This window comes from Pseudomonas sp. NFACC41-3, assembly GCF_900109505.1.
Classification (GTDB): Bacteria; Pseudomonadota; Gammaproteobacteria; order Pseudomonadales; family Pseudomonadaceae; genus Aquipseudomonas; species Aquipseudomonas chlororaphis.
The window spans coordinates 433855-460217 of sequence record NZ_FOAE01000002.1; the positions used below are offsets into that span (position 1 = coordinate 433855).

The 26363-nt window shown below is 63.7% G+C and carries 23 protein-coding genes; 10 read left to right on the plus strand and 13 right to left on the minus strand.

Features of this window, described 5'->3' with window-relative positions; translation table 11 throughout:
* Positions 1 to 309 precede the first annotated feature (309 nt).
* Genes BMY68_RS11360 through BMY68_RS11370 form a run of 3 tightly spaced genes read left to right on the plus strand, consistent with a single transcriptional unit; the run spans position 310 to position 3126 of the window.
* Positions 310 to 1416 carry a GGDEF domain-containing protein gene (locus tag BMY68_RS11360; RefSeq protein ID WP_085532117.1) on the plus strand — a complete coding sequence of 369 codons (1107 nt, stop codon included), beginning with the start codon at positions 310 to 312 and terminating at the stop codon, positions 1414 to 1416.
* Positions 1409 to 2347: an iron-sulfur-binding ferredoxin reductase gene (locus BMY68_RS11365; RefSeq protein WP_085532115.1), complete on the plus strand. Its 939-nt coding sequence runs from the start codon at positions 1409 to 1411 to the stop codon at positions 2345 to 2347. The genes BMY68_RS11360 and BMY68_RS11365 overlap by 8 nt, the downstream gene beginning before the upstream one ends.
* A gap of 29 nt (positions 2348 to 2376) precedes the next feature.
* Positions 2377 to 3126 carry an enoyl-CoA hydratase-related protein gene (locus BMY68_RS11370; RefSeq protein ID WP_085532113.1) on the plus strand — a complete coding sequence of 250 codons (750 nt, stop codon included), beginning with the start codon at positions 2377 to 2379 and terminating at the stop codon, positions 3124 to 3126.
* Positions 3127 to 3327: 201 nt separating this feature from the next.
* On the opposite strand, the gene pyk is transcribed toward BMY68_RS11370, so the two are convergent.
* Positions 3328 to 4779, minus strand: a complete 1452-nt coding sequence (gene pyk / locus BMY68_RS11375) for a pyruvate kinase (protein ID WP_085532111.1) — start codon at positions 4777 to 4779, stop codon at positions 3328 to 3330.
* A 157-nt stretch (positions 4780 to 4936) separates the two neighbouring features.
* Between pyk and BMY68_RS11380 the strand changes: the two genes are divergently transcribed.
* Positions 4937 to 5311 (plus strand): hypothetical protein, encoded by a 375-nt coding sequence (locus tag BMY68_RS11380; protein WP_009045314.1) that lies wholly within the window; start codon positions 4937 to 4939, stop codon positions 5309 to 5311.
* Positions 5312 to 5463: 152 nt separating this feature from the next.
* Entirely contained in the window at positions 5464 to 5823 is a 360-nt protein-coding gene (locus BMY68_RS11385) for a PilZ domain-containing protein (protein WP_009045313.1), read from the plus strand.
* A gap of 3 nt (positions 5824 to 5826) precedes the next feature.
* Here BMY68_RS11385 and BMY68_RS11390 read toward each other — a convergent pair whose 3' ends face one another.
* Genes BMY68_RS11390 through BMY68_RS11415 form a run of 6 tightly spaced genes read right to left on the minus strand, consistent with a single transcriptional unit; the run spans position 5827 to position 12575 of the window.
* On the minus strand, positions 5827 to 7158 hold the full coding sequence (locus BMY68_RS11390; RefSeq protein ID WP_085532109.1) for a DUF58 domain-containing protein: 1332 nt from the start codon (positions 7156 to 7158) through the stop codon (positions 5827 to 5829).
* 13 nt (positions 7159 to 7171) lie between these two features.
* Positions 7172 to 8197 (minus strand): AAA family ATPase, encoded by a 1026-nt coding sequence (locus BMY68_RS11395; RefSeq protein ID WP_009045311.1) that lies wholly within the window; start codon positions 8195 to 8197, stop codon positions 7172 to 7174.
* Entirely contained in the window at positions 8194 to 9357 is a 1164-nt protein-coding gene (locus tag BMY68_RS11400; RefSeq protein WP_053262411.1) for a DUF4350 domain-containing protein, read from the minus strand. Before BMY68_RS11400 ends, BMY68_RS11395 begins: the two co-directional genes overlap by 4 nt.
* A complete protein-coding gene (locus BMY68_RS11405) occupies positions 9354 to 10892 on the minus strand; it encodes a DUF4129 domain-containing protein (RefSeq protein ID WP_085532107.1) in 1539 nt (512 codons plus the stop codon). The genes BMY68_RS11400 and BMY68_RS11405 overlap by 4 nt, the downstream gene beginning before the upstream one ends.
* Complete coding sequence (locus tag BMY68_RS11410; protein WP_085532527.1) at positions 10879 to 11856, minus strand: stage II sporulation protein M; 978 nt, start codon at positions 11854 to 11856, stop codon at positions 10879 to 10881. Before BMY68_RS11410 ends, BMY68_RS11405 begins: the two co-directional genes overlap by 14 nt.
* On the minus strand, positions 11853 to 12575 hold the full coding sequence (locus BMY68_RS11415; protein WP_085532105.1) for an RDD family protein: 723 nt from the start codon (positions 12573 to 12575) through the stop codon (positions 11853 to 11855). The genes BMY68_RS11410 and BMY68_RS11415 overlap by 4 nt, the downstream gene beginning before the upstream one ends.
* Positions 12576 to 12757: 182 nt before the next feature.
* Here BMY68_RS11415 and sbcB point away from each other — a divergent pair, with 182 nt between their 5' ends.
* A complete protein-coding gene (sbcB, locus tag BMY68_RS11420; protein WP_085532103.1) occupies positions 12758 to 14188 on the plus strand; it encodes an exodeoxyribonuclease I in 1431 nt (476 codons plus the stop codon).
* A 104-nt stretch (positions 14189 to 14292) separates the two neighbouring features.
* Here sbcB and mvaT read toward each other — a convergent pair whose 3' ends face one another.
* On the minus strand, positions 14293 to 14667 hold the full coding sequence (mvaT, locus tag BMY68_RS11425; protein ID WP_007931174.1) for a histone-like nucleoid-structuring protein MvaT: 375 nt from the start codon (positions 14665 to 14667) through the stop codon (positions 14293 to 14295).
* A 338-nt stretch (positions 14668 to 15005) separates the two neighbouring features.
* On the opposite strand from mvaT, the gene purU reads away from it, so the two are divergent.
* Together purU and BMY68_RS11435 are read left to right on the plus strand one after the other, a co-directional pair.
* Positions 15006 to 15854: a formyltetrahydrofolate deformylase gene (gene purU / locus BMY68_RS11430; RefSeq protein ID WP_062824826.1), complete on the plus strand. Its 849-nt coding sequence runs from the start codon at positions 15006 to 15008 to the stop codon at positions 15852 to 15854.
* 93 nt (positions 15855 to 15947) lie between these two features.
* Positions 15948 to 16130, plus strand: a complete 183-nt coding sequence (locus BMY68_RS11435; RefSeq protein ID WP_085532101.1) for a hypothetical protein — start codon at positions 15948 to 15950, stop codon at positions 16128 to 16130.
* Here BMY68_RS11435 and BMY68_RS11440 read toward each other — a convergent pair.
* From BMY68_RS11440 to BMY68_RS11455, 4 genes are all read right to left on the minus strand, one after another.
* The gene (locus tag BMY68_RS11440; protein WP_085532099.1) at positions 16117 to 17112 is read right to left on the minus strand and encodes a glucosaminyl phosphatidylglycerol flippase; all 996 of its coding nucleotides are present in this window, start codon (positions 17110 to 17112) and stop codon (positions 16117 to 16119) included. The two genes, BMY68_RS11435 and BMY68_RS11440, sit on opposite strands and share 14 nt — an antisense overlap.
* Complete coding sequence (locus BMY68_RS11445) at positions 17109 to 17885, minus strand: N-acetylglucosaminyl phosphatidylglycerol deacetylase (RefSeq protein WP_175534831.1); 777 nt, start codon at positions 17883 to 17885, stop codon at positions 17109 to 17111. The genes BMY68_RS11440 and BMY68_RS11445 overlap by 4 nt, the downstream gene beginning before the upstream one ends.
* Complete coding sequence (locus tag BMY68_RS11450) at positions 17878 to 18999, minus strand: N-acetylglucosaminyl phosphatidylglycerol synthase (protein WP_085532097.1); 1122 nt, start codon at positions 18997 to 18999, stop codon at positions 17878 to 17880. Before BMY68_RS11450 ends, BMY68_RS11445 begins: the two co-directional genes overlap by 8 nt.
* 171 nt (positions 19000 to 19170) lie before the next feature.
* A complete protein-coding gene (locus tag BMY68_RS11455) occupies positions 19171 to 21060 on the minus strand; it encodes a methyl-accepting chemotaxis protein (RefSeq protein WP_009045301.1) in 1890 nt (629 codons plus the stop codon).
* A gap of 180 nt (positions 21061 to 21240) precedes the next feature.
* Here BMY68_RS11455 and BMY68_RS11460 point away from each other — a divergent pair, with 180 nt between their 5' ends.
* Positions 21241 to 22728 carry a helicase HerA-like domain-containing protein gene (locus BMY68_RS11460; protein ID WP_009045300.1) on the plus strand — a complete coding sequence of 496 codons (1488 nt, stop codon included), beginning with the start codon at positions 21241 to 21243 and terminating at the stop codon, positions 22726 to 22728.
* Positions 22729 to 22743: 15 nt separating this feature from the next.
* Here the strand turns inward: BMY68_RS11460 and BMY68_RS11465 are convergent, their stop codons facing one another.
* Positions 22744 to 23199, minus strand: a complete 456-nt coding sequence (locus BMY68_RS11465; protein ID WP_007931160.1) for a DUF721 domain-containing protein — start codon at positions 23197 to 23199, stop codon at positions 22744 to 22746.
* A gap of 306 nt (positions 23200 to 23505) precedes the next feature.
* On the opposite strand from BMY68_RS11465, the gene secA reads away from it, so the two are divergent.
* The gene (secA, locus tag BMY68_RS11470; RefSeq protein WP_009045299.1) at positions 23506 to 26247 is read left to right on the plus strand and encodes a preprotein translocase subunit SecA; all 2742 of its coding nucleotides are present in this window, start codon (positions 23506 to 23508) and stop codon (positions 26245 to 26247) included.
* Positions 26248 to 26363 lie beyond the last annotated feature (116 nt).

Consider the following 26363-nt stretch of genomic DNA (forward strand, 5'->3'; position numbering starts at 1 on the left):
TGGGTGCATCGGTCGGTTGCAAGCACCTTCAAGGCACGCCGGACACACTGGCGCGACGCTAAAAAGGCGCGGCAGTATACCGCGCCTCGGGGCCGGGCACACGCGCCGGCAGTCAAACCAAAGTCGCATGCCGGGCATGCGCCGGTCGGGGGATGGCGCCAGGCATGACGGTGGGCGCGGTCCCGGGTCGGATGGCGCTGGGCGGGAACAAAAATGGGATAGTTATTTTTTGGCGACACCACTAAAGTGGCAAGTGGCCTGTAGGGTAGGAAACTCTTTAAAGCCCCCTTTCGCATGGTGAGTCAACGATTGACCCATAACGCTATCCAGAGTCTTTTACTCAAGCGCTTCGTTCTTGCGGCGGGTACCTATGGACTGGCGTTGCTGCTGCTCTGGCTGGCCATTTTCAGTGGCTACTATTCGGCGCCGGTGCATTCGGCGCTGATCGATACCGGCCTGGTGGTGCTGAGCCAGGCGCTGCTGTTCTGGCTGTTTGTCTCCGGGCGCAACCTGCGCTTTCCCGACCCGAGCCTGACCGAGATCCAGATACTCCTGGCCATCGGCTGGCAGACCTGGCTGCTGGCCCACCTCGATACGGCGCGCGGCACCTTCCTGGTGTTCTACCTGCTGACACTGCTGTTCGGCCTGTTCCACCTTCCGCGCCGGGCCTTCGTGCGGTGCGCCCTGTGCATTTTCATCGGCTTTTCCGGGATCACGCTGTGGGATGGCTACCACTTCCGGTTGGCCGATCCGATGCTCGCCGCCTTGCAGGTGTGCGTGCTGTTCGCGGTGCTGATCTGGCTGTGCCTGTACGCCAGCTATGTGCAGACTTCCCGGCAGCGCATGCGGCAACGGCGCTTCGCCTTGCAGGCGCACCAGGACACTTTGCGCGGCATGATGCGACAACTGGAGGACCTGGTCGCCACTGACGAACTGACCGGCCTGTACAATCGACGGCATTTCCTGCGGCTGGCGTCGCGCGAACTGCACGCGATGAGCCTGGAGCAGATGCATGGCCTGGCGCTGATCGATCTCGATCACTTCAAGCGGATCAACGACGTGCACGGCCATGCCGCGGGCGATCAGGTGCTGCAGGCGTTCGCCGCCGTAGCCAGCGCCTGTCTGCGCGATGGCGATGTATTGGCCCGCTACGGCGGCGAGGAGTTTGTCATGTTGTTGCCCGATTGCGATCCCGAACGCCTGACCTCCTGCTGCGAGCGTCTGCGCGTGGCCTTTATGGACGCCCAGTTGATCGGGGTCGAGGTGCCTGGCCTGAGCCTGTCCGTCGGCATGACCCTGGTGGAGCTGGGCGACGACCTGGACGATGCCCTGCAACGTGCCGACCAGGCGCTGTATCGGGCCAAGCGCGACGGACGCAATCGCTGCGCCGCGGCCTGGGAAAATATCGATGCCTGAGCTGCGTGTCGGTGAGCGGCAGTGGTCGGTGGTCGCTGGCAGCAATCTGCTGGATGCCTTGAATCAGGCCGGCGTGGCGGTGCCTTACAGCTGCCGCGCCGGCAGTTGCCACGCCTGCCTGGTGCACTGCGTCGAGGGCCTGCCCAGCGACAGCCGGCCCGATGCCTTGAGCGACGACCAGCGCCAGCGCGGCTGGCGGCTGGCCTGTCAGTGTCAGGTGGTGGAAGACCTGCGGGTCGAAACCTACGACCCGCTGCGCGATGGCGCGCCAGCCGAGGTGGTCGGTGCGGACTGGCTGTCGGCCACGGTGCTGCGCCTGCGTTTGCGGCCGGAGCGCAACCTGCGTTATCAGGCCGGCCAGCACCTGGTGCTGTGGACGGCTTCCGGCGTGGCGCGGCCGTATTCGCTGGCGAGCCTGCCCGGTGAAGACCGCTTTCTTGAGTTCCACCTCGATTGCCGCCAGCCCGGCGCGTTCAGCGACACGGCGCGCCAGCTCAAGCCCGGCGATGGGTTGCGCCTGGGCGAGCTGCGCGGCGGGGCGCTGCACTACGACCCGGACTGGCAAACCCGGCCATTGTGGCTGCTGGCGGCGGGCACCGGGCTAGGGCCCTTGTTCGGTATCCTGCGCGAAGCTTTGCGCCAGGATCATCAGGGCGACATCCGCGTCATTCACCTGGCCCATGACGCCAGCGAACATTACCTGGCCAAGCCCCTGGTGGCGCTGGCGGCGAGCCACGCCAACCTCAGTGTCGAGCTGTTGACCGCGACCGAGTTGCCAGCGGCTTTGGCACAACTGCGGCTTGTTTCGCGGCAAACCCTGGCCTTACTCTGCGGGCACCCCGACAGCGTCGATGCCTTCGCCCGACGCTTGTACCTGGCGGGGCTGCCGCGCAATCAACTGCTGGCCGACGTATTCCTGCCCCGTGGTTGAGCGCTGATCCGGCCTGAGCGAGACCACCCATGACCGATACCATCCTGCTTGAACGCGAGGGCGGGCTGCTGACCCTGCGCCTGAACCGCCCGGACAAGAAAAATGCCCTGACCCGGGCCATGTACAGCCAGCTGGCCGAAGGACTGCGGCAAGCCGACGCCGACCCTGAGGTCCGCGCGGTACTGATCAGCGGCAGCAGCGATTGCTTTACCGCCGGCAACGACATTGCCGACTTCCTCCAGCAGCCACCTACCGGTCTCGACAGCCCGGTCTTCCAGTTCATGCTCAGCCTGTTCGAGTGCCGCAAGCCGGTGGTCGCCGCGGTTGCCGGGCCGGCCGTGGGGATCGGCACCACCCTGCTGCTGCATTGCGACCTGGTGTACGTCAGCCGCGATGCCCGGTTGCGCATGCCTTTCGTCAATCTCGGTTTGTGCCCCGAGTTCGGTTCCAGCCTGATCCTGCCGCGCTTGCTCGGGCAGGCCAGGGCCGCCGAGCTGTTGCTGCTGGGCGAAGGTTTCAGCGGTGAACAGGCTGCGCAGTGGGGCATTGCCAACCTGGCCTTGGCCGACGGTGCGGCGACCCTGGACAAGGCCCGGGAGATGGCGCTGCGTTTCGAGAAGCTGGCGCCGCAGGCGGTGCAGATCAGCAAGCAGCTGATGCGCACGCCCGATCGCGAACAACTGCGCAAGGTGATCGAGGAGGAGGGCGCCCTGTTCACCCAGCGCCTGCATTCGCCGGAAGCGCTGGCGGCTTTGTCGGGGTTTCTTGCCAAGAGCTGAAATCGGCACCGCTCGTGTAGCCGCTGCCGGAGGCTGCGATCGATTTGGGCGGGGGCGTAAGGTCTCAAGATCGCTGAAGGCCTGGCGGCCTTATCGCAGCCTGGCGGCAGCGGCTACAGGTTCGTGAGTTCCATAAGCGTGCCCCATGAAAAAAGCCCCGCAGTCTTCACTGCGGGGCTTTTTATTGTTGCGTCAGGGGACTCAGACCATCGGGTCGCCAACGTGCAGGATCTTCATGCCGTTGGTGCCGCCGGTGGTGTGGTAGCTGTCGCCCTTGGTCAGGATCACCCAGTCGCCTTTCTTCACGACGCCGCGCTTGACCAGCTCGTCGATGGCCTTCTGGCTGACTTCGCTTGGCGGCAGGGACGCCGGGTCGAACGGGATGGTGTAGACGCCACGGAACATCGCGGTGCGGGCCTGGGCTTCGCGGTGCGGGGTGAACGCGTAGATCGGCACCGAGGAACGGATACGCGACATGATCAGCGGGGTGTAGCCGCTTTCAGTCAAGGCGATGATCGCCTTCACGCCCGGGAAGTGGTTGGCGGTGTACATGGTGGCCAGGGCAATGCTCTCGTCGCAGCGCTCGAAGGTCTTGCCGATGCGGTGGCTGGAGGTCTTGCTGGTCGGATGCTTTTCCGCGCCGATGCAGATGCGGTCCATGGCCTGGACGGCTTCGAGCGGGTAGGCGCCGGCGGCGGATTCGGCCGAGAGCATCACGGCATCGGTGTAGTCGAGCACGGCGTTGGCCACGTCGGACACTTCGGCGCGGGTCGGCATCGGGTTCTGGATCATCGACTCCATCATCTGGGTCGCGACGATCACCGCCTTGTTGTGGCGACGGGCGTGCAGAATGATTTTCTTCTGGATACCCACCAGCTCGGCGTCGCCGATTTCCACGCCCAGGTCGCCACGGGCCACCATCACGGCGTCGGAGGCCTTGATCAGGCCGTCGAGGGTTTCGTCGTTGGCCACGGCTTCGGCGCGCTCGATCTTCGCCACCAGCCAGGCGGTGCCGCCGGACTCGTCGCGCAGTTGGCGGGCGTATTCCATGTCAGCGGCGTCGCGCGGGAAGGACACGGCCAGGTAGTCCAGGTCCATGGCCGCGGCCAGCTTGATGTCGGCCTTGTCTTTTTCGGTCAGGGCCGGGGCGGTCAGGCCACCACCGCGACGGTTGATGCCCTTGTGGTCCGACAGTGGGCCGCCGATGGTCACGGTGCAATGCAGTTCGGTGCTGGTGGCGGTGTCGACGCGCATCACCACGCGGCCGTCGTCGAGCAGCAGCTCGTCGCCCACGCCGCAGTCCTTGACCAGGTCCGGATAGTCGATGCCGACGATGTCCTGGGTACCTTCGGTCAGCGGGTGGCTGGTGGAGAAGGTGAACTTGTCACCGATCTTCAGCTCGATGCGCTTGTTGGCGAATTTGGCGATACGGATCTTCGGGCCTTGCAGGTCACCCAGCAGCGCGACGAAGCGCCCATGCTTGGCGGCCAGGTCACGCACCAGCTTGGCGCGAGCCTTGTGCTCGTCCGGGGTGCCGTGGGAGAAGTTCAGGCGGGCGACGTCCAGGCCAGCCAGAATCAGCTGTTCGAGAACTTCCGGCGAGTTACTGGCCGGGCCAAGGGTAGCGACGATTTTGGTACGACGGACGGACATGCAAAGACTCCTGAGTTCAAGCGCAACGAGAGGCTACTATGGTCCGCAGCTGTAGTCATTGTTCGTTTGCACTACTTATTCGTTTGTTTCTTTAAACGAACATTCCTGAAGATTTTCCAACGCGGGTCGATAACGTGCACAAGACAGGAGAACTCCCATGCGATTCGTGCTCATTGCTGCCCTGGCCGTCAGTGTTGTCGGCTGTACCCGCTGGTCGATGGACCATCATCTGAATACCGCCTACCGCGCCTACGACGCCGGCAACTGCGAACGGGTGATGCTCGAACTGAGCCAGGTCGACCGCACGAGTCGCTCGCGCCCTTATATCCAGCCCGAAGTATCGATGCTGCGCGGACAGTGCCTGGAGCGGCAGAAGCTGTTCCTCGATGCCGCGCAGACCTACCAGTACATCATCACCGAACACCCCAGCAGCGAGTACGCCTACCGCGCCCGCGCGCGCCTGGAAACCCTGCAGCAACTGGGTCATTACCCTTCGCGCAACAGCGCTCAGGCGCGTCCGACCGCGTTGTAACAATCGTCATCAGGCTATTGCTGATCTCGCGTGAGCCTTGAGCTAACATCTGTGGGCCTGTTTTAGAGTATTGTTTCTAAAATGGGCCGGCCGGGGCCGACAGTCCTCGGCGCGACGATGCGCAATGACCTTCTTAAATAGCGATGCATGACATGTTCACGGACCGGCGGATCGAGCGGCACCAGTTGCCGTGTTTTTTGAAAGTCTTCAATCGGCTGACCGATCGGCCCATCGGTTATCTGGGCAACGTTTCCGAAGATGGCTTCATGTTGATCAGCCAGTTGCCGATGCTGATCGGCGCCGATTTTGAGTTGCGCCTGCAGGTGCCCGGCCGCGACGGCCAGCTGCAACCGATCGAGATCACCGCCTCTTGTCGTTGGTGCCATGAAGATGTCACGCCCCATCATTACGACACCGGCTTCGTGCTGCTGCGTTCGCCTCCCGAGTACCGCGAGCTGGTGACGGCATTGCGCACCTATTTCAGTTTCTACCCGGTGCAGACCTCCGCCTGACCGCTACAGGGTCCCGGCCTTTTTCCAGCTGAGGTAACGGGTCACCAGTTCCGCCCCCAGTTCACCCGGCCGCACATCGAGCAGGGCAACGCCCTGGGCGCTCAGGCGTTCATGCAGGTCGGTGCGGGCATTCAGGTAATTGATCGTGCCGCAGTAGGTCAGGGCGTCGGACAGGTTGTGCACCGGCGCCTGGCGCAACTGATCGAGGACCTCCTCGCGCAGGCTGGCCACCAGCACCCGGTGCTGGCGCCCGAGGCGCTTGACCGCGGTCAGCAGCTCCTCGTCGTCTTCGTCCCGCAGGTTGGTCACCAGCACTACCAGGGCCCGGCGCTTCTGCCGGGCCAGCAGCTCGCTGGCGGCGGCCTGGAAGTCGGCGCAGCGCTGGCTGCTGTCCAGGTCGTAGACAGTGTTGAGCAAGGCGCTCAACTGGCCCGCGCCCTTGACCGGCGCCAGATAGCGGCGGCGTTCGCCGGCAAAGGTGCTCAGGCCCACCGCGTCGCCCTGGCGCAAGGCGACATAACTGAGCAGCAGGCAGGCGTTGAGCGCGTGGTCGAAATGCGCCAGTTCGCCGTCCTGGCTGCGCATGCGCCGCCCGCAGTCGAGCATGAAGACGATCTGCTGGTCGCGTTCGTCCTGGTACTCGCGGGCAATCGGCGTGCGTTGCCGGGCGGTGGCTTTCCAGTCGATCTGGCGCAGGCTGTCGCCCTCGCGAAACTCGCGCAGCTGATTGAACTCCAGGCCCAGGCCACGGCGCGGCTGTTGCCGCACGCCGATCTGGTTCAGCCAGTTGTCGACGGCCAGCAGCCGGGCGCCGTAGAGGCGGGCGAAATCCGGGTAGACGCGCGTGCTGTCGTCGAGCTTCAGCAACCGACGCGCCGACCACAGGCCCAGCGGACTGGGCAGGCTGACCTCGCAGCGCTCGAAGTTGAAATGGCCGCGCTTGAGCGGACGCACCCGATAACCCAGTTCCTGCGACTGACCCGGCTCCAGGAGCAGCGACTGCGGCAGGTATTCGAAGCCCAGGCCATCGGGCACATGATCGAACAGCTCCAGGGTCAGCGGCTGGGTAAAGTCGTGGCGAACGTCCAGGCGCACTTCGCTCCAGCGCCCCAGGGGCAGGCTGCCGGGCAACTGGCGCCGCAGTTGGGGCGAAGGCAGGCGCCTGAGCCGGAAGGCGTCCAGCACGGCCAGCAGCAACAGGGCCAGGAGCAGGCCCCAGGCAATCGCTTGCAGGCTGGCCGCGACCGCCAGGCCGTAGGCACGCGCGGCGCCGAGCAGCACGTCCAGCGCCAGCAATACGCCGAGCCAGGTCAGAAACAGGCGTGAGGGTTTCATCGCTTTGGCGGGCTCACAGTCGCGGCGCCGGCACTTGATCGAGCAGTTGCTTGAGCACCTGCTCCACCGACAAGCCTTCGATATCCAGCTCCGGGGCGATCCGTACGCGATGCCGCAGCACCGCCAGGGCGCAGCCCTTGATGTCATCCGGAATGACGAACTCGCCACCCCGCAGCAGGGCCCTGGCCCGGGCCCCACGGACCAGGGCGATCGACGCCCGTGGCCCGGCGCCGAGGGTCAGCCCCGGCCAGCTGCGGGTGGCCCGGGCCAGCCGTACGGCGTAGTCGAGGACCTGTTCGTCCAGCGGCAGGTCGCTGGCGATCCGCTGCAGGGCCAGCACGTCCTTGGCCTGCAGCAGGGTACGCAGCGGCTGCACGTCGAGCATGTCGGCCCGGGGCGAGCGGGTGACCTGGCGGACCATGTTCAATTCCTGGTCGCTGTCCGGGTAATCCATGCGCAGCTTGAGCATGAAACGGTCGAGTTCGGCTTCCGGCAGCGGGTAGGTGCCTTCCTGTTCGATCGGGTTCTGCGTGGCTAGGACCATGAAGGGCTGGGCGATGGGCAGCGCCCGGCCTTCGAGGGTGACCTGGCGCTCCTGCATGGCTTCGAGCAGGGCGGCCTGGGTCTTGGCCGGCGCGCGGTTGATCTCGTCGGCCAGCAACAAGTTGGTGAACAAGGGGCCCTTGCGCAGCTTGAACTGCTCGGTCTGCAGGTCGTAGACCGCATGGCCGGTGACGTCGCTGGGCATCAGGTCCGGGGTGAACTGGATGCGCGCGAACTCGCCGCCAAAGCAACGGGCCAGGGCGCGCACCAGCAAGGTCTTGCCCAGCCCGGGCACGCCTTCGAGCAGCACGTGGCCACCGGCGATCAGGGCAGTGAGCACGTCGTCGATCACCGCGTCCTGGCCGATCACGACCTTTTGCAGTTCGTGGCGCAGGGCCTGGGCCAGCTGGCTGGCGCGCTGGCGTTGCTGGACGGCATGCGCTTGGGCATGACCGGGCTCGGTGGCGGGAAGCGGTTCGGCGGGAAGGTCGCTCATAGGGCATTCCTGAGAGTTTGCAGGTGGGTGACCAGGCGGCTGAAGTCGGCGCTGGAAAGGCGTTGTGCCGGCTGGGGAGCCAGGGCCTGGCTGATGACGCTGTCCGGTTGCCGGGTAAGGCGGGCCAGGACCTGCCCTTGTTCGGTGGCGGTGAGTCGTTCGAAACCGGGATGACGATGCTGCGCGCGGCGCAGGATGTCCTGCTGCAGGCTATGCAGCAGCCCCTGCTGACCGGTGTGGCGCAACAGGAAGTGGGCGCTGGCTTGCAGGTGCTCGCGCAACTGGCGCCGGGCCCTGGGCATCGGGGCCTGCATCGGTCCGTGGCGAACCCCGACATGCCACAGCCACAGGCCGAGCAGTGCCGCCAGGGCCACCAGCGCCTGGGGGAAATACTTCAGCAGCAGGCTCCAGAGGCTGTCGTGATCAGTGTCGAACAGCAGGGTGACGTCGCTGTCAGCGCTCAGGTACCAGAGCAGCCAGGCGTTGTCGTACTTGGCGATCAACGGAGTCTTCCAGATCTCGGCATCGGTGAGCACGGTCACCGAACCCTGGCCGTAGCTCAGTTGCATCATGTGGGTGGCCCGGGCGCTGTTGGCCCAGGACTGGGCGAGGTTGTCCGGGTCTTCCAGGTGGAAGTCGGTGTCGAAACCGATGTAGGCCGGCGCGTCTTGGTCTTCCAGGTAGAGCTTGGTCAGTTTCGGGTAGGGCTCTTTGCCGGCGCCTGGCGGCGGGGCTTTGAGGTCCTTGCTGAGAAACTGGCGCAGGTGCAGGCGATCGAGCAACAGGTCGCCGCTGCGTCCGGCCTCTTTATTCCACAGCGCTTCGGCGACGAACAGCAGGCGCCCGCCGGCCCTGGCCCAGTCCAGCAGTTGCTCGACCTGCTGCGGCGTCATGTTCGAGCGCTCGCCCAGCAGCAACAGGCTGTTCTGCTGCGGCTTGAGGGTCGGCAGCACCTCCAGGCCGTTGGCGTGGTGAACCTGCAAGCCGCGCTGGCGCAGGAACATTTCCGCCGCCAGGTATGGGTTGGCGCGGGCTTGCGGGGAGGGGCCGTGATCGATGGTTTCCTGGTAGGGCCGGGCGTTGAGGTAGAGGTACAGCAGCAAGCCGCCGAGCAGGCCGGCGACCAGCAGCGCGAGCAGCGGCAGCAGGCGCCGGTTCATCGTGGGGCTCCTGGGCCGAACAGGGTGCGCCAGCCATCGCACAGTTCCTGCTTCAACTGCGCGGGAGGCAGGCGATGACCGTAGGCCAGGTTCTGCCAGTGCTGGGTCAGGCTGTTGCTGAACGCCTGCAACTGGGGCAACTGCAAAGCCTTGATCTGCTCGAGGACCTGGCCCTCGGTGTCCGCCGGTTTCAACGGCAGGCGGAAGTCATGTAGGAGCCGGCTCAGCAGCGCGCGGTACAACAGCCCGAGGGCTTCGCGTGGCTGCTGTGGCCAGAGTGCCTCGGCAGCGGCGGCGACATCCTCGGGCAAGGCGTCGGGGCTGAGGTCCAGGCCGAACAGCTGGTGCGGAGCGGCTCGCGCGGGTAGCTTGCCCGGCAGCGGACGGCGGCCGACAAAGGCCCGCAACCCTTCACGATGACGCCATACCAGCAGGGCCAGCGCCCCCAGCAGCAGGGCCCAGAGCAGGATCTCCAGGGCCTTGGCCGCGGCGCTGAAGACGCTGCTGTCGAGCCGATCGATCAGGGCCTTGAGCCAGCCCGGCAGCTCAGAGTGTTCAGCGCTTTTCGGGCTGTCTTCGTCGAACCGGTAGCGGGTCACGGTCTGCGGGTTCTTGAAGGGCGGCTGGTCGAGGATCTGGTTGATGCTGTCTTTCGCGGCCTGGCTGGTCAGCGGCTGATCCAGCAGGCGCGGGCTGTCAGGGCCAGTGGCCGGCTCGGCGGCCCAGGCTTCTGGCGCCAGGGGCAGCAGGCTCAGGCTGCCCAGGACCAGCAGCAGGGCGGCGCCACTCAAGCGCTGCCGCAGGCGGCGCAGCACCAGTTCGATATCCCAGGCCTCCAGCAGCGTGCGGCGATTGAGGTAGAGGCTAAAGCCGCAGGCAACGTACACCGGCTCCCAGACAATCAAGACCAGAGCATAGAAAGCGTTGGTCAGGTGTTCGAGCCAGAGCCAGTCCTGCTCGGCGGCGGCAATCAACGTCTGCCAGTCCCAGTCCAGTTCGATCTGTTGTGGCAGCAGCAGATAGAACAACGCCAGCAGGCCGATCCACAAGATACCTTCCAGGTGCACGCCGATCAGGGTCAGCCAGTGCGCGGCCCCGGCATTACGCTGTTGCAGCACCCGCACCCGTTGCTGGCGCGCCTCGCCGCTCAGGCCCTCGAGCTGCACCACGGGCATGATGAAACTGCGGCTCAGGCTCAGGCGGCGCCAGGTCAGGCTGGCCAGCAGTTGCGGCTTGAGCAGCCTGGGCCATTGGCGCAGGGCCTGGCGCAAGGTCGGGGTTTCGCCGAACAGGGCTTTGGCGAGGATGTACAGCGGCAGCCGTTCGAAGGCCGGCTTGAGCCACCAGAACAGCAGCAGGGCGAGGGTGGGCGAGTCCCAGAGCAACAGGCTGAGCAGGGCGAATACCGGCAGGGTGATCAGCGCCCAGCTGGTCATCAGCAGGCGTCGGTGGCGCTGGCTCAGCAGTACTCCCAGGTCCATGGCTTCCCAGGTCGTGCGCGGGCGAATCACCACGCTGGCTTCACTCAGGCGCATGGCGGCGTCCAGCGAATATCAGGTAGGCCAGGACCAGCAGCCAGCAGATGCCGCCGGCCAGGTATTTGATCCAGGCCGCGGGCCAGGTCAGGGAGGACCAATAGGCTTCGATAAAGGCAGCGATCAGCAGGAACAGGATGACCCCGCAGATCAACTGCACGCTGGTGCGCGCGGCCAGCAGCAAGGCTTCGCCGCGGGGCAGGCGTCCGGGGGCGATCAGCGCCCAGCCCATTTTCAATCCCGCCGCGCCGGCCAGGGCGATGGCGCTGAGCTCGAAGGCACTGTGGCCGACGACAAACGACCAGAAGGTGGCGCCATAGCCGATCTGGGTCAGGTGCCCGGCCACCGCGCCGATGGTCAGGCCGTTGAAGAACAGGAAGAACAGGCTCCCCAGGCCAAACAGCAGGCCGCTGGCAAAGGTCTGAAAAGCGATGCCGATGTTGTTCATGATGTAGTAGCCGAACATCATCCAGTCTTCGCCGGCGGCCCGGTTGGCGAGGCGGCCCAGGCGACTGGCACCTGGATCGTAGAGGCGTTGCATTTCGGCCACTTGTTGCGGGCTGACCACGCTGTAGATCAGTTCGGGCACCAGATACACCAGCAGGCCGATACCCAGCAGGCTGCCAAAGAACACCAGGCTGGCGGCCAGGACGAAGCGCCATTGTTCGCGCACCAGTTGCGGGAAGCCGGCCAGGACAAAGCCCAGGACCCGGGCGCCCAACGGGCTGCGTTGGCGATAGAGCTGCTGATGGCCGCGCAGCGCCAGTTGTTGCAACGGGTCGACCAGGAAGCTGCTGTAGCCGCGTTCCTGGGCCAGGGCCAGGTGTTGGCACAAGCGGCGGTAATCCTCGGGGAAACGGGTATAGGTCTCGGGCGTCGCCTGGCCGCGTTCCAGTTGTTCGAGCTGTTCGCGCAGGCGCTGCCACAAGGCTTGATGACGGTTTTCGAACAGGCTCTGTTTCATGTCGGCCCCAGCAGTCCGCGGGCGATGCCATTGAGTTCGTCACGGGCCTGCGCGGGCGTTACATGCAGAGGCTCGGCGAGTAGCGCGGCCAGCTCCTGGACCCGGTCCGCGGACAGTTGTTCCTGGCGTTCGGCGAAGCTGAGGATGGCCCGTTGTTCAGTCAGGCTCAGGGCGAAGGCGGCGGTCCTGGCGGGCACTGCCGGCAAGGTCGGACGAACCATCGGCTGCTCGCGGTAGATCACCAGGGTACCGGCCGCCAGGTCGCCGAGGCGCTTGAAGGTCGGGTGCTGCAGGCAACTGATGGCGCCGAGGCAATAACCGAACGGCAGCATGTCGACAAATCGCAGCAGGTTGCGGGTCAGGGAAGGGCCCCAGCCGATGGGCGTGCCATCGTCCTGCACGACCCGCAGGCCCATCAGTTGCTTGCCTGGCGAGCAGCCCTGGTTCAACACCTCGAACAGCACCATGTACCACCAGCTGACCAGAAACAGCAGGATCGAGCCCAGCCCCATGCCGAGCTGGCCGAGAAACCCCAGGACAATAAACAGCACACCGAGGATCAGGCCACGAAAGCCCAGGTCGATGGCAAAGGCCAGGGCACGCGACATCAGCCCCGCCGGCCGCAGCGGCAGGTCGATGCCTTCTGGCGTTTCGACCTGGTAGCGGGTGTCCAGTGGCGGGGGCAATGCTTTCCCTGGCAGTGCTGTCGTCTCGAGCATAGGCAACTTGAGGCTGGCCTGGTGGCGATGGATGACCGCCTGATGCTAGCAGTGTCGGAGGGGCGAACGACATCATTTACTGTGCCGCGTGACGTGCGCCGTTACCCTTGAATCATCACAAGGCTGGCCGCGGCCGGTGCCAAGCGCCTAGACTTTGCCGGTCTTTTGCTCAGGAACAGCCCGTGACTTCCATCTTCTGGTACGACTACGAAACCACCGGCATCAACCCGCGCTGCGATCGGCCGTTGCAGGTGGCGGGGATTCGCACCGATTTCGAACTCAACGAGATCGGCGAGCCGGTCAATCTTTACTGTCAGCCCAGCGACGACATCCTGCCCCATCCAGCGGCCTGCATGATCACCGGCATTACCCCGGGCCGGCTGGCCGAACAGGGGCTGAGCGAAGCCGATTTCATGACCCGGGTGCACGCTCAGCTGGCGGCGCCGGGCACCTGTGGCGCCGGCTACAACACCCTGCGCTTCGACGACGAGATGACCCGCTACAGCCTGTACCGGAATTTCTTCGACCCTTATGCCCGCGAGTGGCAAGGCGGCAACAGCCGCTGGGACCTGATCGATGTGGTGCGCACCGCCTATGCCTTGCGCCCGGAAGGAATTGTCTGGCCGCGGGACGAGGAGGGGCGGGTGACCCTGAAGCTGGAGCGCCTGACCGCCGCCAATGGCATTGATCACGGGCATGCCCACGAAGCGCTGTCCGATGTGCGCGCCACTATTGCCTTGGCCAGGCTGATTCGGGACAAGCAGCCGAAGTTGTATGAATGGCTGTTCCAGTTGCGCAGCAAGCAGAAAGTCATGGACCAGGTTCGTCTGCTGCAACCGCTGGTGCATATTTCCGGACGCTTTTCCGCGGCGCGCAGTTATGTCGGCGTGGTCCTGCCGTTGGCCTGGCATCCGCGCAACCGCAACGCCCTGATTGTCTGTGACCTGCACCTGGACCCGCAGGGATTGCTCGACCTGGACGCCGAGACGCTGCGCCAGCGTTTGTATACCCGCCGCGAAGACCTGGCCGAAGGCGAGTTGCCGGTGCCGTTGAAGCTGATCCATATCAACCGCTGTCCGGTCGTCGCGCCGCTGAATGTGTTGCGTGGCGAAGACCAGCAGCGTTTGCAACTGGACATGGCGGAATATAAGGCCCGGGCGCTGCGGCTAAGTGACGCACAAGAAGTTTGGCGGGATAAACTTGCGGCTATTTATGCCAGCGAGGACTTTGCCCCCAGCGTCGATCCCGAGCAGCAGTTGTACGACGGTTTTATCGGCGATCGCGACCGACGCTTATGCGAACAAGTGCGCAATGCCGAGCCGCTTCATTTAGGGCAAGAGCAATGGCCGTTCGATGATGAACGTTTGCCCGAATTATTATTTCGTTATCGCGCCCGTAACTTTCCTGAAACCTTGAACGGGGAGGAGCAAGAACGCTGGAAGTCATTCTGTCAGCAGCGCCTGTGCGACCCGCAGTGGGGAGCGCCCAATACCCTGGAAAGTTTCAATCAGGCGGCTGCCGAACTACGGCTGAGTGCTACAACGATTCAGCGTCAGGTGCTGGATGAATGGCAGGATTACAGCCAGTCGCTGGCCCTGCGTTTCGGGCTTTGATTGTTCGGCTTAGTACATTCCGGGCATTTGCCGGAAATAAAAAAACGCCAGCAAGCTGGCGTTTTTTCATAAGGTCGCAAATCCCTCTGTGACGGGTGTACGGCTTAACCCAGCAGGGTTGCCCAGCCTTCGACCACGTCGCCGCCCCACTTGGCTTTCCACTCTTTCAGGGTTTTGTGGTTGCCGCCCTTGGTTTCGATGACTTCACCGTTGTGCGGGTTCTTGTATTGTTTGACCTTGCGCGCGCGCTTGGTGCCGGTAGTTTTGGCGGCAACACGTGGCGCCTTAACTTTCGAGTCCGGATCCAGCAGCGCGATGATGTCGCGCAGGGACTTGGAGTATTCACCCATCAGGGCGCGCAGTTTGCCTTCGAATTCCAGCTCGGCTTGCAGTTTGTCGTCTTGCGACAGGTTCTTCAAACGGGCTTGCAGCTCTTTGATAGCTTCTTCTGTGGCGCGGTATTCGTTGATCAGGGACATGAGAATTGCCTTATGTTGAGTGCTGAGTGGCAGGTGACAGTGGCGTAATAATAGTCAGGCAGTTTCCTCAAGTAAACAATAAAGCCGGCTTTTATTTAATTTGATTAGAGTGTTTAGCAAAGATCCTGATTGATGAGTTAAATATTGTGAACGAGTCCGCACGACTATTTCCCACAAAGTTATAGGACTATTTCCAAGTGTGGCTGATTTCCCTCTCGCATCGGGCATGAGCCCTACAGGCTGCTCAGAGGAATCGGATTCCGACATCACGAATACTGCAGTTTTGTCGCGCAATCGCTAGAATGGCGGCCTTTGCGAAGTTCTGGAGTTTTCCCCTCATGCGCACTTTTCGGTTGGTGATTTCCTGCCCGGACCGCGTTGGCATCGTTGCCAAAGTCAGTAACTTTCTGGCGTCCCACAACGGCTGGATCACCGAAGCCAGTCACCACTCGGATGACCTGAGTGGCTGGTTCTTCATGCGTCACGAAATACGTGCCGACTCTTTGCCGTTCGGCCTTGAAGCCTTTCGTGAAGCCTTTGCGCCGATTGCCGAAGAGTTCTCGATGGACTGGCGCATCACCGATACCGCGCAGAAGAAGCGCGTGGTGTTGATGGCCAGCCGTGAGTCCCACTGCCTGGCGGACCTGTTGCACCGCTGGCACAGCGACGAACTCGACTGCGAGATCTCCTGTGTGATTTCCAACCACGACGACTTGCGCAGCATGGTCGAGTGGCATGGCATTCCTTATTACCACGTGCCGGTCAACCCTCAGGACAAGGAGCCGGCGTTCGCCGAGGTCTCGCGCCTGGTCAAGCAGCACGACGCCGAAGTGGTGGTGCTGGCGCGCTACATGCAGATCCTGCCGCCAGAGCTGTGCCGCGAATACGCGCACAAGGTGATCAATATTCACCACAGCTTCCTGCCGTCGTTCGTCGGCGCCAAGCCTTACCACCAGGCTTCCCTGCGTGGTGTGAAGCTGATCGGCGCGACCTGCCACTACGTGACCGAAGAGCTGGATGCCGGCCCGATCATCGAGCAGGACGTGGTCCGTGTCAGCCACAGCGACAGCATCGAAGACATGGTGCGTTTCGGTCGTGACGTCGAGAAGATGGTCCTGGCCCGCGGCCTGCGCTACCACCTGGAAGACCGCGTGCTGGTGCACGGCAACAAGACTGTCGTGTTCTGATCCAGAGTGTTCTGATTAAAAACGCTCTGATCGAATCCGCCGGGCCCGGGCATCCAGGCCCCAGGTCCGGCGGTTTTTCATGAGGATCGACCGATGAGTGATCCACTGGACAAAGCCACATCCAAGGCGCCCGCCACCCTCGGCGAGGGCTGCCTGAGCCGTTACGATCCGGACGACATGAGCGCCGAGAACGGTACCGAGTTTCCCGGCGCCGCCGAGTTGTGGCAGCAGTTGCAGCAGGATGCCCCGGATAAAGAGCCGCCTAAGCCTGCTTGAGCTTCATCAGGGTGCGCAGCAAGGGGCGCCCGACCATCATCAGGAATACCGGCCCGCCGGCCAGCAGATAGAAATAGTAGGTAACGGCCCGCCAGATCAGGATGGCCGCGGCCGCCGTCGATTTCCCCACCATGGGCGCCAGCAGCGCCGCCGATGTCAGCTCCGCCGCTCCCGCGCCGCCGGGCAGGAGGCTGAATTGCCCTGCGCTCAGGGCGAGCATCTGGATCAGAAAGGTCCAGGCCCATTGCAGGTCCACCCCCAGCCCGCGCAACGCCAGGTACAGCACGCTGTAGCGCAGCGCCCAATGCATGCAGGTCAGGGCAAAGACCCCCGTCAGGGTCTGCCAGGGCAGTTTCAGGCTATCGCCGAAGGCCTTGAGGAAATGCAGCCATTTGCGCGCCCGGCGCCGACGGGTCGCGGGGCGAATCTTGAAGGGCGCAAGCAGATGGCCGCTGAGCAGGATCAGGCGACGGTGGTAGCGGGCTATCGCCAGGCAGATGCATAACCCGCCGAACAGCGAAAGACTGCTGAGGGCCAGCAGCCATTCCAGGCGCTGACTGAGGTTCTGGAACAGCGCGTAGAACAGGATCCCCAGCAGCGCGCAGAGGAAGAACAGCAGGTCGCTCAATTGATCCATGGCGAACACCGCGCTGCCGTGAGCCGGGCGCACGCCGTTACGCGCCAGCAGGGCCATCAGGGTCAGGGGGCCGCCACTGCCGCCGGGCGTGGCGCACATGGCGAACTCGGTGGACATCACTACCGCCAGACTCTTCCAGCGTCCCAGCCGGCCGCGGTGTCGACCCAGCAGCAGGCTCAGGCGCAGCGAATTGATGATCCAGCACAGCAGAATCATGCTCAGCATGCCCAGCAGCAACGGCAGGGAAAAACGCTGGACCCGCCCCCACAGTTCGCCGCCGCCCAGCAGCAGCGGCACCAGGAGCGCCGCCAACAAGGCCATGGCCAGCCAGATCGCCCGGCTCATGGGGTACCGCGTGCCCTTGGCGGCTGGGTGTCGAGCCAGTCGGCCTTGGTCAGTGGCTGGCGTCCTTGCTCCAGCAGGCGTTCGAGGGTGTCCAGCCAGTACTGGCGCGAGTCGGGGTGACGCATGTCCACCGGGTGCAGGCCGAGGCGAATCACCGATGCCTGCTGCCAGCGTCGTTCGCGTTGCAGGCTGACCAGCCGGGAGGCTTTGCGGCGCCAGGCGCTGCGGGCGCTCCACACCAGGCCGGGGGCGGCGATTGGCGAGAAGTCCGGCAGCCGGTATAGGTGCTGCGGGCCGCTGGTGTAGCGCAGGGGCAGTTGGCGCAGGGCCTGGCGCGTACCCGGGCTCATCAGCCAGGCGGGGGCGACGAACCCCTGCAAGGGCCAGTTGTAACGCTGGAACAGTTCCAGCCCGGCATGCAGGCGTGCCAGGGCGGCGTTTTCCGAGAGGCTGTAGAACTCACCCTCATGGGTGTACACGCGACGCATGAACCAGTCATACGGGGTGCGCGGTGGCGGACCCTCGTCGCAATGGAAGTAACCGTGCAGCACCAGTTCGTCGCCGCGTTCCAGGCGCGCGCTGAGCAGCCGGCGAAAGCCGGGATGAGCATCGAGCGGGTTGTGCCGGTGAAAATCCGGTACCACCAGCCAAGTCATCGGCACGTTGCCCATGGCGTCGACGGCTTCGACGAAGGGTTGGTAGTCGATCCAGGTTTGTGGCGCGACATCGTGCAATACCAGCAGCACGCTGGGCACCCCGGCGGACTCAACCATGGGCCAGCATCGGCTGCTGGGTGCCGAGCACGGCGCGATAGTGCTCCAGCAGGCTGGCGACCACCGTATCCCAGGCGTAATAACGTTCGACATGGCGACGCGCCCGTTGGCCTCGCTCGGCGCAGCCTTGGGCGAACAGCTCCTGCACGGCATGGGCCATCGCCAGCGGATTGTTCGGCGCACAGAGCAAGCCGCCTTCCGCGGTGACGATTTCCTGGAAGGCCCCGGCGGCCACCGCCACCACGGGAACGCCGCTGGCCATGGCTTCGAGGATTACCAGGCCAAAGGTTTCCTGGTCCCCGGCGTGGACCAGGGCATCGGCGCTGGCCATCAGGCGGGCGACCTGAGGGGCCGGGCAGAACTCGTCGATCACCGTGACATTCTCCGGCACCGCCGTCGGCATGGCCGAGCCCACCAGCAGCAGGTGGTAGCGCTTGCCCAGGCGTTGCATGCAGTTGAGCAGCACCGGCAGGTTCTTTTCCTTGGAGCCGCGACCGGCAAAGATCAGCAGGCGGCGGTCTTCGGCAATCCCCAGTTCGGTGCGCAGGCCGGGGTCGCGATGACTCGGGTGGAAGGTCTGCAGGTCGACGCCCAGCGGTTGCACATAGACGTTGCGCACGCCCAGGCCGATCAGTTTGTCGGCCATGATCTGGCTGGGGGCCAGGACCCGGTCGAAGTTGCCGTACAGCTTGCGCACGTAGGCCTCGACATTCGGGGTGAACCAGGGGCCCATGCGGTTGCTGACCAGCAGCGGCAGGTCCGAGTGATAAAAGCCGATCACAGGTACATCCAACTGGCGCCGCGCATCCAGGGCCGCCCAGGCGGTGAGGTAAGGGTCGCCGACTTCGATCAGGTCCGGTTGCAGGCCATGGAGAATATTGCGCCAGGGCCCCAGGCGCAGGGGAAAACGGTAGCCCTTGCCAAAGGGCAGGGCGGGAGCGGGGACTTCATAGATGCCGTCGCGTTCGCTGAAGTGGGCCCCGGGGATCAACAAACTGTGGCGGATTCCTGGTTGGCGTCCCAGGCGACGATGTTTGGCGTCCAGATAAGTGCGCACGCCACCGCTGGCAGGGGCGTAGAACATGGTTATGTCAGCGATATGCACGATGATCATCCCTCCGATCCGGTGTTCTCCCTAGGGTTGACCCTTATCAAGGATAGATGTTCGGTCGGGATGCCGTGGCGGTTGGCGATGCGTCTGGATGAACGGCTTGCTGCGGATGCGGGAGGGATTGTCGGCAGTCCGGTGCCTGGGTGTTGCCCAGGCACCGGATGGCTGAAGGGATCAGATACGGAAACTGCCGACCAGTTGCTTCAGGCGTGCGGCCTGCTGCTCGAGGTCGGAACAGGCGCGCAGGGTCGACTGCAGGTTTTCCACCCCTTCCTGGTTCAGGGTGTTGATCTCGGTGATGTCCATGTTGATCGACTCCACCACCGAGGTCTGTTCCTCCGTCGCGGTAGCCACGGACTGGTTCATGCCGTCGATCTCGCCGATGCGCTGGGTCACGCTGTTCAGGCGTTCGCCGGCCTGGTTGGCGATCTCCACGCTGTCCTGGCTATGGCGCTGGCTGTTGCTCATGGTGCTGACCGACTCGCGGGCGCCGACCTGCAGCTCCTCGATCATGGTCTGCACCTGTTGCGCCGATTCCTGGGTGCGGTGGGCCAGGTTGCGCACCTCGTCGGCAACCACGGCGAAGCCGCGCCCGGCCTCGCCTGCCCGCGCCGCCTCGATGGCCGCGTTGAGGGCCAGCAGGTTGGTCTGCTGGGAGATGCTGGTGATGACTTCGAGGATCTGCCCGATGTTCACGGTCTTGCTGTTGAGGGTTTCGATGTTGCTGCTGGAGGCGCTGATCATGTCCGACAGCTGGTTCATCGCCAGGATGCTGCGGTCCACCACTTGCTGGCCGTCCTCGGCCAGGCTGCGCGCGTCGCTGGCCTGCTGCGAAGCCTGGGCGGCGTTGCGGGCGATTTCCTGGGCGGCGGCGCCGAGCTGATTGATCGCCGCGGCCACGCTGTTGGTGCGGCTGGCCTGCTCGTCGGAGTTGAGCATCGACGAATTGGAGGCGCTGACCACGCGCAGGGCGACTTCGTTGACGTGCTCGGTGGCCGACGAGACTTCGCGGATCGAACCGTGGATGCGCTCCACGAAGCGGTTGAACGCGGTGCCGAGGATGCCGAATTCATCTTGGTTCTGGATGGTCAGGCGGCGAGTCAGGTCGCCTTCGCCGTCGGCGATGTCCTGCATGGCGCGGGTCATGACATGCAGGGGTTGCATCAGCACTCGGATCAGCATGCCGAGCAGGGCGATAATGATGGCCACGGCGATGACGGTGGCGATGATGGCCGAAGCGCGGAACTCGCTGAGCATCGAGAACGCCTTGTCCTTGTCCACGGACAGGCCGATGTACCAGTTCACCGACGGCAGGCCCTTGATCGGGGTGAAGGTGACGATGCGGGTCTTGCCCTCGACTTCGATTTCGCTGAAATCGCCACTGATGCGTGGCGTGTTCTGCGGGTAGGCCTCGCTCAGGCTCTTCATCACCAGCGCCTTGTCCGGGTGCACCAGGATCTTGCCGTCGGCGCTGACCAGGAAGGCATAACCCATGCCGTCGAAATCCAGGGCGTTGAGGGTTTCGATCAGGGTTTGCAGGCTCAAGTCGCCGCCCACCACGCCGATGCTTTGCCCGCCGTTACGCGAGGCGGTGGCGACGGAAATGATCAACTGGCCGGTGGCTGCATCTATATAGGGTTCGGTGAGGGTCGAGCCGCTGCTGCTTTCGGCACCCTTGTACCAGGGGCGAACGCGCGGATCGAAGCCGTCGGGCATCTTCGCGTCCGGGCGGATGGTGAAGCTGCCGCTGGCATCGCCCAGGTAGGAGGCCATGAAGGTCGAGGTCAGGGCCTTCTGTTCGAGCAGGCTGGCCACCTTGGTCGATTGCGGGTCGATCGCCAGGTTTTGCGCCAGGTTTTCGATCAGCAGGATGCGCCCGGTGAGCCAGGTCTGGATGTTGCTGGCGGTCACATCGCCCATTTCATGCAGGTAATTGTCCAGGTCTTCGCGGATCGCATTGCGCTGTAAATAGTCGTTGTACAGCGTGAAGGAAGCGAAGGCGGCAATAACGATGAGGGCGGCGGCAAGCAGGATTTTATGGCTGAAGCGCAGGTTTTTGTTCATGGCTTGTGGTGTCCGCTAGGTCTTAATGTCACGAGCGTGCTCTTATAAAAGCGCGCAAAATGGGCGGGGTTGAAAGTAAGTTGATATTTCCACCTCTCCTTGGGGAATTATCTGAACTATTTTTCAGTCTTTTCTGATCTATCGGCCGGTCAAGGCTAAAGATTAACCATGGGTGACAAAATGCCGGATTCATCGCAACTCGTTATCGGTGCCGACCTCGCGGGGCAACCGATTGCCCAGGCCATGCGCCTGGCAAATCGTCACGGGCTGGTGGCAGGCGCTACCGGGACAGGGAAAACCGTCACCTTGCAGCGACTGGCGGAAGCGTTCAGCGATGCCGGTGTCGCGGTGTTCGCCGCGGACATCAAGGGTGACCTGTGTGGCTTGGGCGCCGCGGGCAATCCCCAGGGCAAGGTCGCCGAACGTATTGCCGGGATGCCGTGGCTGAACCACAAGCCCCAGGCTTATCCGGTCACGTTGTGGGACATTCACGGGCAGTCCGGGCACCCGCTGCGCACTACCCTGAGTGAAATGGGCCCGCTGCTGCTGGGCAGCCTGCTGGAGCTGACCGACAGCCAGCAATCGGCGTTGTACGCGGCATTCAAGGTGGCCGACCGCGAAGGGTTGTTGCTGCTCGACCTGAAAGACCTCAAGGCGTTGCTCAACCACCTCAAGGACAACCCGCAGTTGCTGGGGGATGACGCGGCGCTGATGACCACCGGCTCCAGCCAGGCCTTGTTGCGGCGCCTGGCGACTCTGGAACAGCAGGGCGCCGAGGCCCTGTTCGGCGAGCCGGCCCTGCAACTGGAAGACATCCTGCAACCGGCCAGTGACGGGCGCGGGCGGATCCACCTGCTCGACGCCAGCCGCTTGGTGCACGAGGCGCCCAAGGTCTATGCGACCTTCCTGTTGTGGCTGCTGGCCGAGCTGTTCGAGCAACTGCCGGAGCGCGGCGATGCGGAAAAGCCTCTGCTGGCGCTGTTTTTCGACGAGGCCCACCTGCTGTTCGCCGGCACGCCCAAGGCGTTGCAGGACCGGCTGGAACAGGTGGTGCGGCTGATTCGCTCCAAGGGCGTGGGCGTGTACTTCGTCACCCAGTCGCCCGGCGACTTGCCGGACGACGTGCTGGCGCAACTGGGGCTGCGCGTCCAGCACGGCTTGCGGGCCTTCACCGCCAAGGAACAGAAGTCCTTGCGCGCCGTGGCGGACGGCTTCCGGCCGAACCCGGCGTTCGATGCGCTGTCGGTGTTGACCGAGCTGGGGATTGGCGAGGCGCTGGTTGGTACCCTGCAGGAAAAAGGCACGCCGGAGATGGTCCAGCGAGTGCTGGTGGCGCCGCCGCAATCGCGCATCGGGCCGCTGACCGAGGCCGAACGTACCGCGCTGATCAACAGTTCGCCGTTGGTCGGCCGCTATGACAAACCGGTCGACCGCGAGTCGGCCTATGAAGTGCTGATGGGGCGCAAGGGCCTGGCGCCGGAGGCCGAGGCTGCGCCGGGCAAACCGGCCGCCGAGGAACCGAGCTTTACCGATCGGGCCGGCGAGTTCCTCGGTACTGCCGCCGGTCAGGCCCTGAAGTCCGCCATGCGTCAGGCCGCCAATCAGCTGGGACGGCAACTGGTGCGCGGGCTGATGGGGTCTCTGCTGGGTGGCAGCAAGCGCCGCTGATCGGCGGCTGGTCGGTCACGCCCGTGGTTTGGCGTGGCTGGCCAGGCGCTCCAGGGCGGCGCGCAGGTTGGGATCGGTGATGCCGTCGGCGGTGGCTTGAATGGTCTCGGCGGCATTGCTCGACAGGTCCATGGTGTGGCCGGCCGCGCCTCGTTGCACGGTGGGAGGCTGCACTTTGAACAGAATCCGCGTCAGATTGTTGAACTCATTGAACTCCAAAAGCTGACGTTGCAGGCGTTTTTGCTGATAACGCAGGCGCGTCGCCCAGTGGCCGTCGGTGACGATCAGCAGCAGGCTGCCTTCGCGCCAGGAGGCGACATGGCAGTGTTCGCGCGCGGCCGGTTGCAGCTGGCTTTCCAGCAGGCGCTGCAGATGCGCCAGGCGCTGGGCGTGGCCGAGTATGGCTTTGAGAGGCTTGGCTTCGCGAAGGAGTACGGCGGGTGCTCTGGCCGTAAGAGGGCGAAATGCCATGATCAGACACCTGAAGTTACAGAGCCGCCATGGTAGCAGAAAGCGCTGGCCGGACCTCGCTCATCGCTGCGGCGAGGCTTTATCCATTAAATCAATGGTTAACTTCGTACTCGTCCGGGTTGAAACTGGCGCAAAAGGCCTTATTGTAAGCAAGCCCCGTCACAGCGCTGTACCAGCATCGTGGAATAACGCCACTTTCCTCACCATCGTTTCCGGGTAGAATACTCGTTCGCATGCGGCCATGAGGGCTGCACGGGCGACTCACGGGGCCGCCCTCCATCCCTATGTGTGGAAGATCCTGCCGATATGTTTGCGCCTTTGTTAAAGAAACTTTTTGGAAGCAAGAACGAGCGTGAAGTCAAACGCATGCTCAAGACGGTACAGATCGTCAATGCCTTCGAAGAGCAAATGGTGGCCCTTTCGGACGATCAGTTGCGCGCCAAGACCGAAGAGTTCAAGGCCCGCATAGCCAAAGGTGAAACCCTCGACAAACTGCTTCCCGAAGCCTTTGCGGTCGCCCGCGAAGCCGGCAAGCGGGTCATGGGTATGCGCCACTTCGACGTACAGTTGATCGGCGGCATGACCTTGCATGAAGGCAAGATCGCCGAAATGCGTACCGGTGAAGGCAAGACCCTGGTGGCAACACTGGGCGTTTACCTCAACGCGCTGTCCGGCAAGGGCGTGCACGTGGTCACGGTGAACGACTATCTGGCCCGCCGCGACGCCAACTGGATGCGCCCGCTGTATGAATTCCTCGGCCTGACGGTCGGCGTGGTCACGCCGTTCCAGCCGCCGGAAGAGAAGCGCGCCGCCTACGCCGCCGACATCACCTACGGCACCAACAACGAATTCGGTTTCGACTACCTGCGCGACAACATGGCTTTCAGCATGGAAGACAAGTTCCAGCGTGAGCTCAATTTTGCCGTGATCGACGAAGTCGACTCGATCCTGATCGACGAGGCCCGTACCCCGCTGATCATCTCCGGCCAGGCCGAAGACAGCTCCAAGCTCTACACCGAGATCAACAAGCTGATCCCGCGCCTTGAGCAGCACATCGAGGAAGTGGAAGGCGAGGTCACCAAGGCCGGTCACTTCACCGTCGACGAGAAGACCCGTCAGGTCGAACTCAACGAAGCCGGTCACCAGTTCATCGAAGAGATGCTGACCCAGGTCGGCCTGCTGGCGGAAGGCGAGAGCCTGTACTCGGCGCACAACCTGGGCCTGCTGACCCACGTCTATGCCGGTCTGCGCGCGCACAAACTGTTCAACCGCAACGTCGAATACATCGTCCAGGATGGCCAGGTGGTCCTGGTGGACGAACACACCGGTCGTACCATGCCGGGTCGCCGTCTGTCCGAGGGCCTGCACCAGGCCATCGAAGCCAAGGAAAACCTCAACATCCAGGCCGAAAGCCAGACCCTGGCGTCGACCACCTTCCAGAACTACTTCCGTCTGTACACCAAGCTGTCCGGCATGACCGGTACCGCGGACACCGAAGCGTTCGAGTTCCATCAGATCTACGGCCTGCAGGTGATGGTGATTCCACCGAACAAGCCGCTGGCTCGTAAAGACTACAACGACCTGGTGTTCCTGACTGCGGACGAGAAATATGCCGCGATCATCAACGACATCAAGGAATGCATGACCCAGGGCCGTCCGGTTCTGGTGGGTACCGCGACCATCGAAACTTCCGAGCACATGTCCAACCTGCTCCAGAAGGAAGGCATCGAGCACAAGGTCCTGAACGCCAAGTTCCACGAAAAAGAAGCGGAAATCATTGCCCAGGCCGGTCGTCCGGGCGCCCTGACCATCGCCACCAACATGGCCGGTCGTGGTACCGACATCCTGTTGGGCGGTAACTGGGAAGTCGAAGTCGCCTCCCTGGAAAACCCGACCCCCGAGCAGATTGCCCAGATCAAGGCCGACTGGCAGAAGCGCCACCAGCAAGTGCTGGAGTCCGGCGGCCTGCAGGTGATCGCGTCCGAGCGTCACGAATCGCGCCGTATCGACAACCAGCTGCGTGGTCGCGCCGGTCGTCAGGGCGACGCCGGTTCCAGCCGTTTCTACCTGTCCCTGGAAGACAGCCTGATGCGCATCTTCGCCTCCGATCGGGTGAAGAACTTCATGAAGGCTCTGGGCATGCAGTCCGGCGAAGCGATCGAGCACCGCATGGTGACCAACGCGATCGAAAAGGCCCAGCGCAAGGTAGAAGGCCGCAACTTCGACATTCGCAAGCAACTGCTCGAGTTCGACGACGTCAACAACGAACAGCGTAAAGTGATCTATCACATGCGTAACACGTTGCTGGCCGCGGACAACATCGGCGAGACCATCTCCGACTTCCGTCAGGACGTGCTCAACGCCACCGTCAGCGCGCACATCCCTCCACAATCGCTGCCTGAGCAGTGGGACGTGGCCGGTCTGGAAGCTGCGCTGCAAAGCGACTTCGGTGTGAGCCTGCCGATCCAGCAATGGCTCGACGAAGACGATCACCTGTACGAAGAAACCCTGCGCGAGAAACTGCTCAACGAGCTGGTGGCGGCGTACAACGAGAAAGAAGACCAGGCCGGTGCCGAAGCACTGCGCACCTTCGAGAAACAAATCGTTCTGCGCGTACTGGACGACCTGTGGAAAGACCACCTGTCGACCATGGACCACCTGCGTCACGGTATTCACCTGCGTGGTTATGCGCAGAAGAACCCGAAACAGGAATACAAGCGCGAGTCCTTCACCCTGTTCTCCGAGCTGCTGGATTCCATCAAGCGCGACTCGATCCGTGTGCTGTCGCACGTTCAGGTTCGCCGCGAGGATCCGGTCGAGGAAGAGGCGCGCCTGCGTCAGGAAGCCGAGGCACTGGCTCAGCGCATGCAGTTCGAGCATGCCGAAGCCCCGGGGCTGGAACAGCCGGAAGCGCTGGAAGAGGGCGTCGATGTCGACGTGGCCCTGGCTTCGGCTCCGGTACGCAACGAGCAGAAACTGGGCCGCAACGAACTGTGCTACTGCGGTTCGGGCAAGAAGTACAAACACTGTCACGGCCAGATCAACTAAGATTTTCGCCAGACACTGAAATACCCGCGCCGCGACCGGCATCAGCCGTCGCGGCGTTTTTCCATTCGCCGCACTGCCTTTTGCGATGGCGGTGCACACATCAGGTTAAAGAGGAG

Bases quoted from the DNA above. Each gene is read 5' to 3' on its own strand.
- secA (WP_009045299.1), top strand. From the start codon at position 23,506: ATGTTTGCGCCTTTGTTAAAGAAACTTTTTGGAAGCAAGAACGAGCGT.
- BMY68_RS11440 (WP_085532099.1), bottom strand. From the start codon at position 17,112: ATGAGCCGGGCGATCTGGCTGGCCATGGCCTTGTTGGCGGCGCTCCTG.
- BMY68_RS11410 (WP_085532527.1), bottom strand. From the start codon at position 11,856: ATGAAACAGAGCCTGTTCGAAAACCGTCATCAAGCCTTGTGGCAGCGC.
- purU (WP_062824826.1), top strand. From the start codon at position 15,006: ATGCGCACTTTTCGGTTGGTGATTTCCTGCCCGGACCGCGTTGGCATC.
- BMY68_RS11405 (WP_085532107.1), bottom strand. From the start codon at position 10,892: ATGCGCCTGAGTGAAGCCAGCGTGGTGATTCGCCCGCGCACGACCTGG.
- BMY68_RS11380 (WP_009045314.1), top strand. From the start codon at position 4,937: ATGCGATTCGTGCTCATTGCTGCCCTGGCCGTCAGTGTTGTCGGCTGT.
- BMY68_RS11445 (WP_175534831.1), bottom strand. From the start codon at position 17,885: ATGGTTGAGTCCGCCGGGGTGCCCAGCGTGCTGCTGGTATTGCACGAT.
- BMY68_RS11450 (WP_085532097.1), bottom strand. From the start codon at position 18,999: ATGATCATCGTGCATATCGCTGACATAACCATGTTCTACGCCCCTGCC.
- BMY68_RS11400 (WP_053262411.1), bottom strand. From the start codon at position 9,357: ATGAACCGGCGCCTGCTGCCGCTGCTCGCGCTGCTGGTCGCCGGCCTG.
- BMY68_RS11415 (WP_085532105.1), bottom strand. From the start codon at position 12,575: ATGCTCGAGACGACAGCACTGCCAGGGAAAGCATTGCCCCCGCCACTG.
- BMY68_RS11460 (WP_009045300.1), top strand. From the start codon at position 21,241: ATGCCGGATTCATCGCAACTCGTTATCGGTGCCGACCTCGCGGGGCAA.
- BMY68_RS11455 (WP_009045301.1), bottom strand. From the start codon at position 21,060: ATGAACAAAAACCTGCGCTTCAGCCATAAAATCCTGCTTGCCGCCGCC.
- mvaT (WP_007931174.1), bottom strand. From the start codon at position 14,667: ATGTCCCTGATCAACGAATACCGCGCCACAGAAGAAGCTATCAAAGAG.
- BMY68_RS11465 (WP_007931160.1), bottom strand. From the start codon at position 23,199: ATGGCATTTCGCCCTCTTACGGCCAGAGCACCCGCCGTACTCCTTCGC.
- pyk (WP_085532111.1), bottom strand. From the start codon at position 4,779: ATGTCCGTCCGTCGTACCAAAATCGTCGCTACCCTTGGCCCGGCCAGT.
- BMY68_RS11385 (WP_009045313.1), top strand. From the start codon at position 5,464: ATGTTCACGGACCGGCGGATCGAGCGGCACCAGTTGCCGTGTTTTTTG.
- BMY68_RS11390 (WP_085532109.1), bottom strand. From the start codon at position 7,158: ATGAAACCCTCACGCCTGTTTCTGACCTGGCTCGGCGTATTGCTGGCG.
- BMY68_RS11365 (WP_085532115.1), top strand. From the start codon at position 1,409: ATGCCTGAGCTGCGTGTCGGTGAGCGGCAGTGGTCGGTGGTCGCTGGC.
- BMY68_RS11395 (WP_009045311.1), bottom strand. From the start codon at position 8,197: ATGAGCGACCTTCCCGCCGAACCGCTTCCCGCCACCGAGCCCGGTCAT.
- BMY68_RS11435 (WP_085532101.1), top strand. From the start codon at position 15,948: ATGAGTGATCCACTGGACAAAGCCACATCCAAGGCGCCCGCCACCCTC.
- BMY68_RS11370 (WP_085532113.1), top strand. From the start codon at position 2,377: ATGACCGATACCATCCTGCTTGAACGCGAGGGCGGGCTGCTGACCCTG.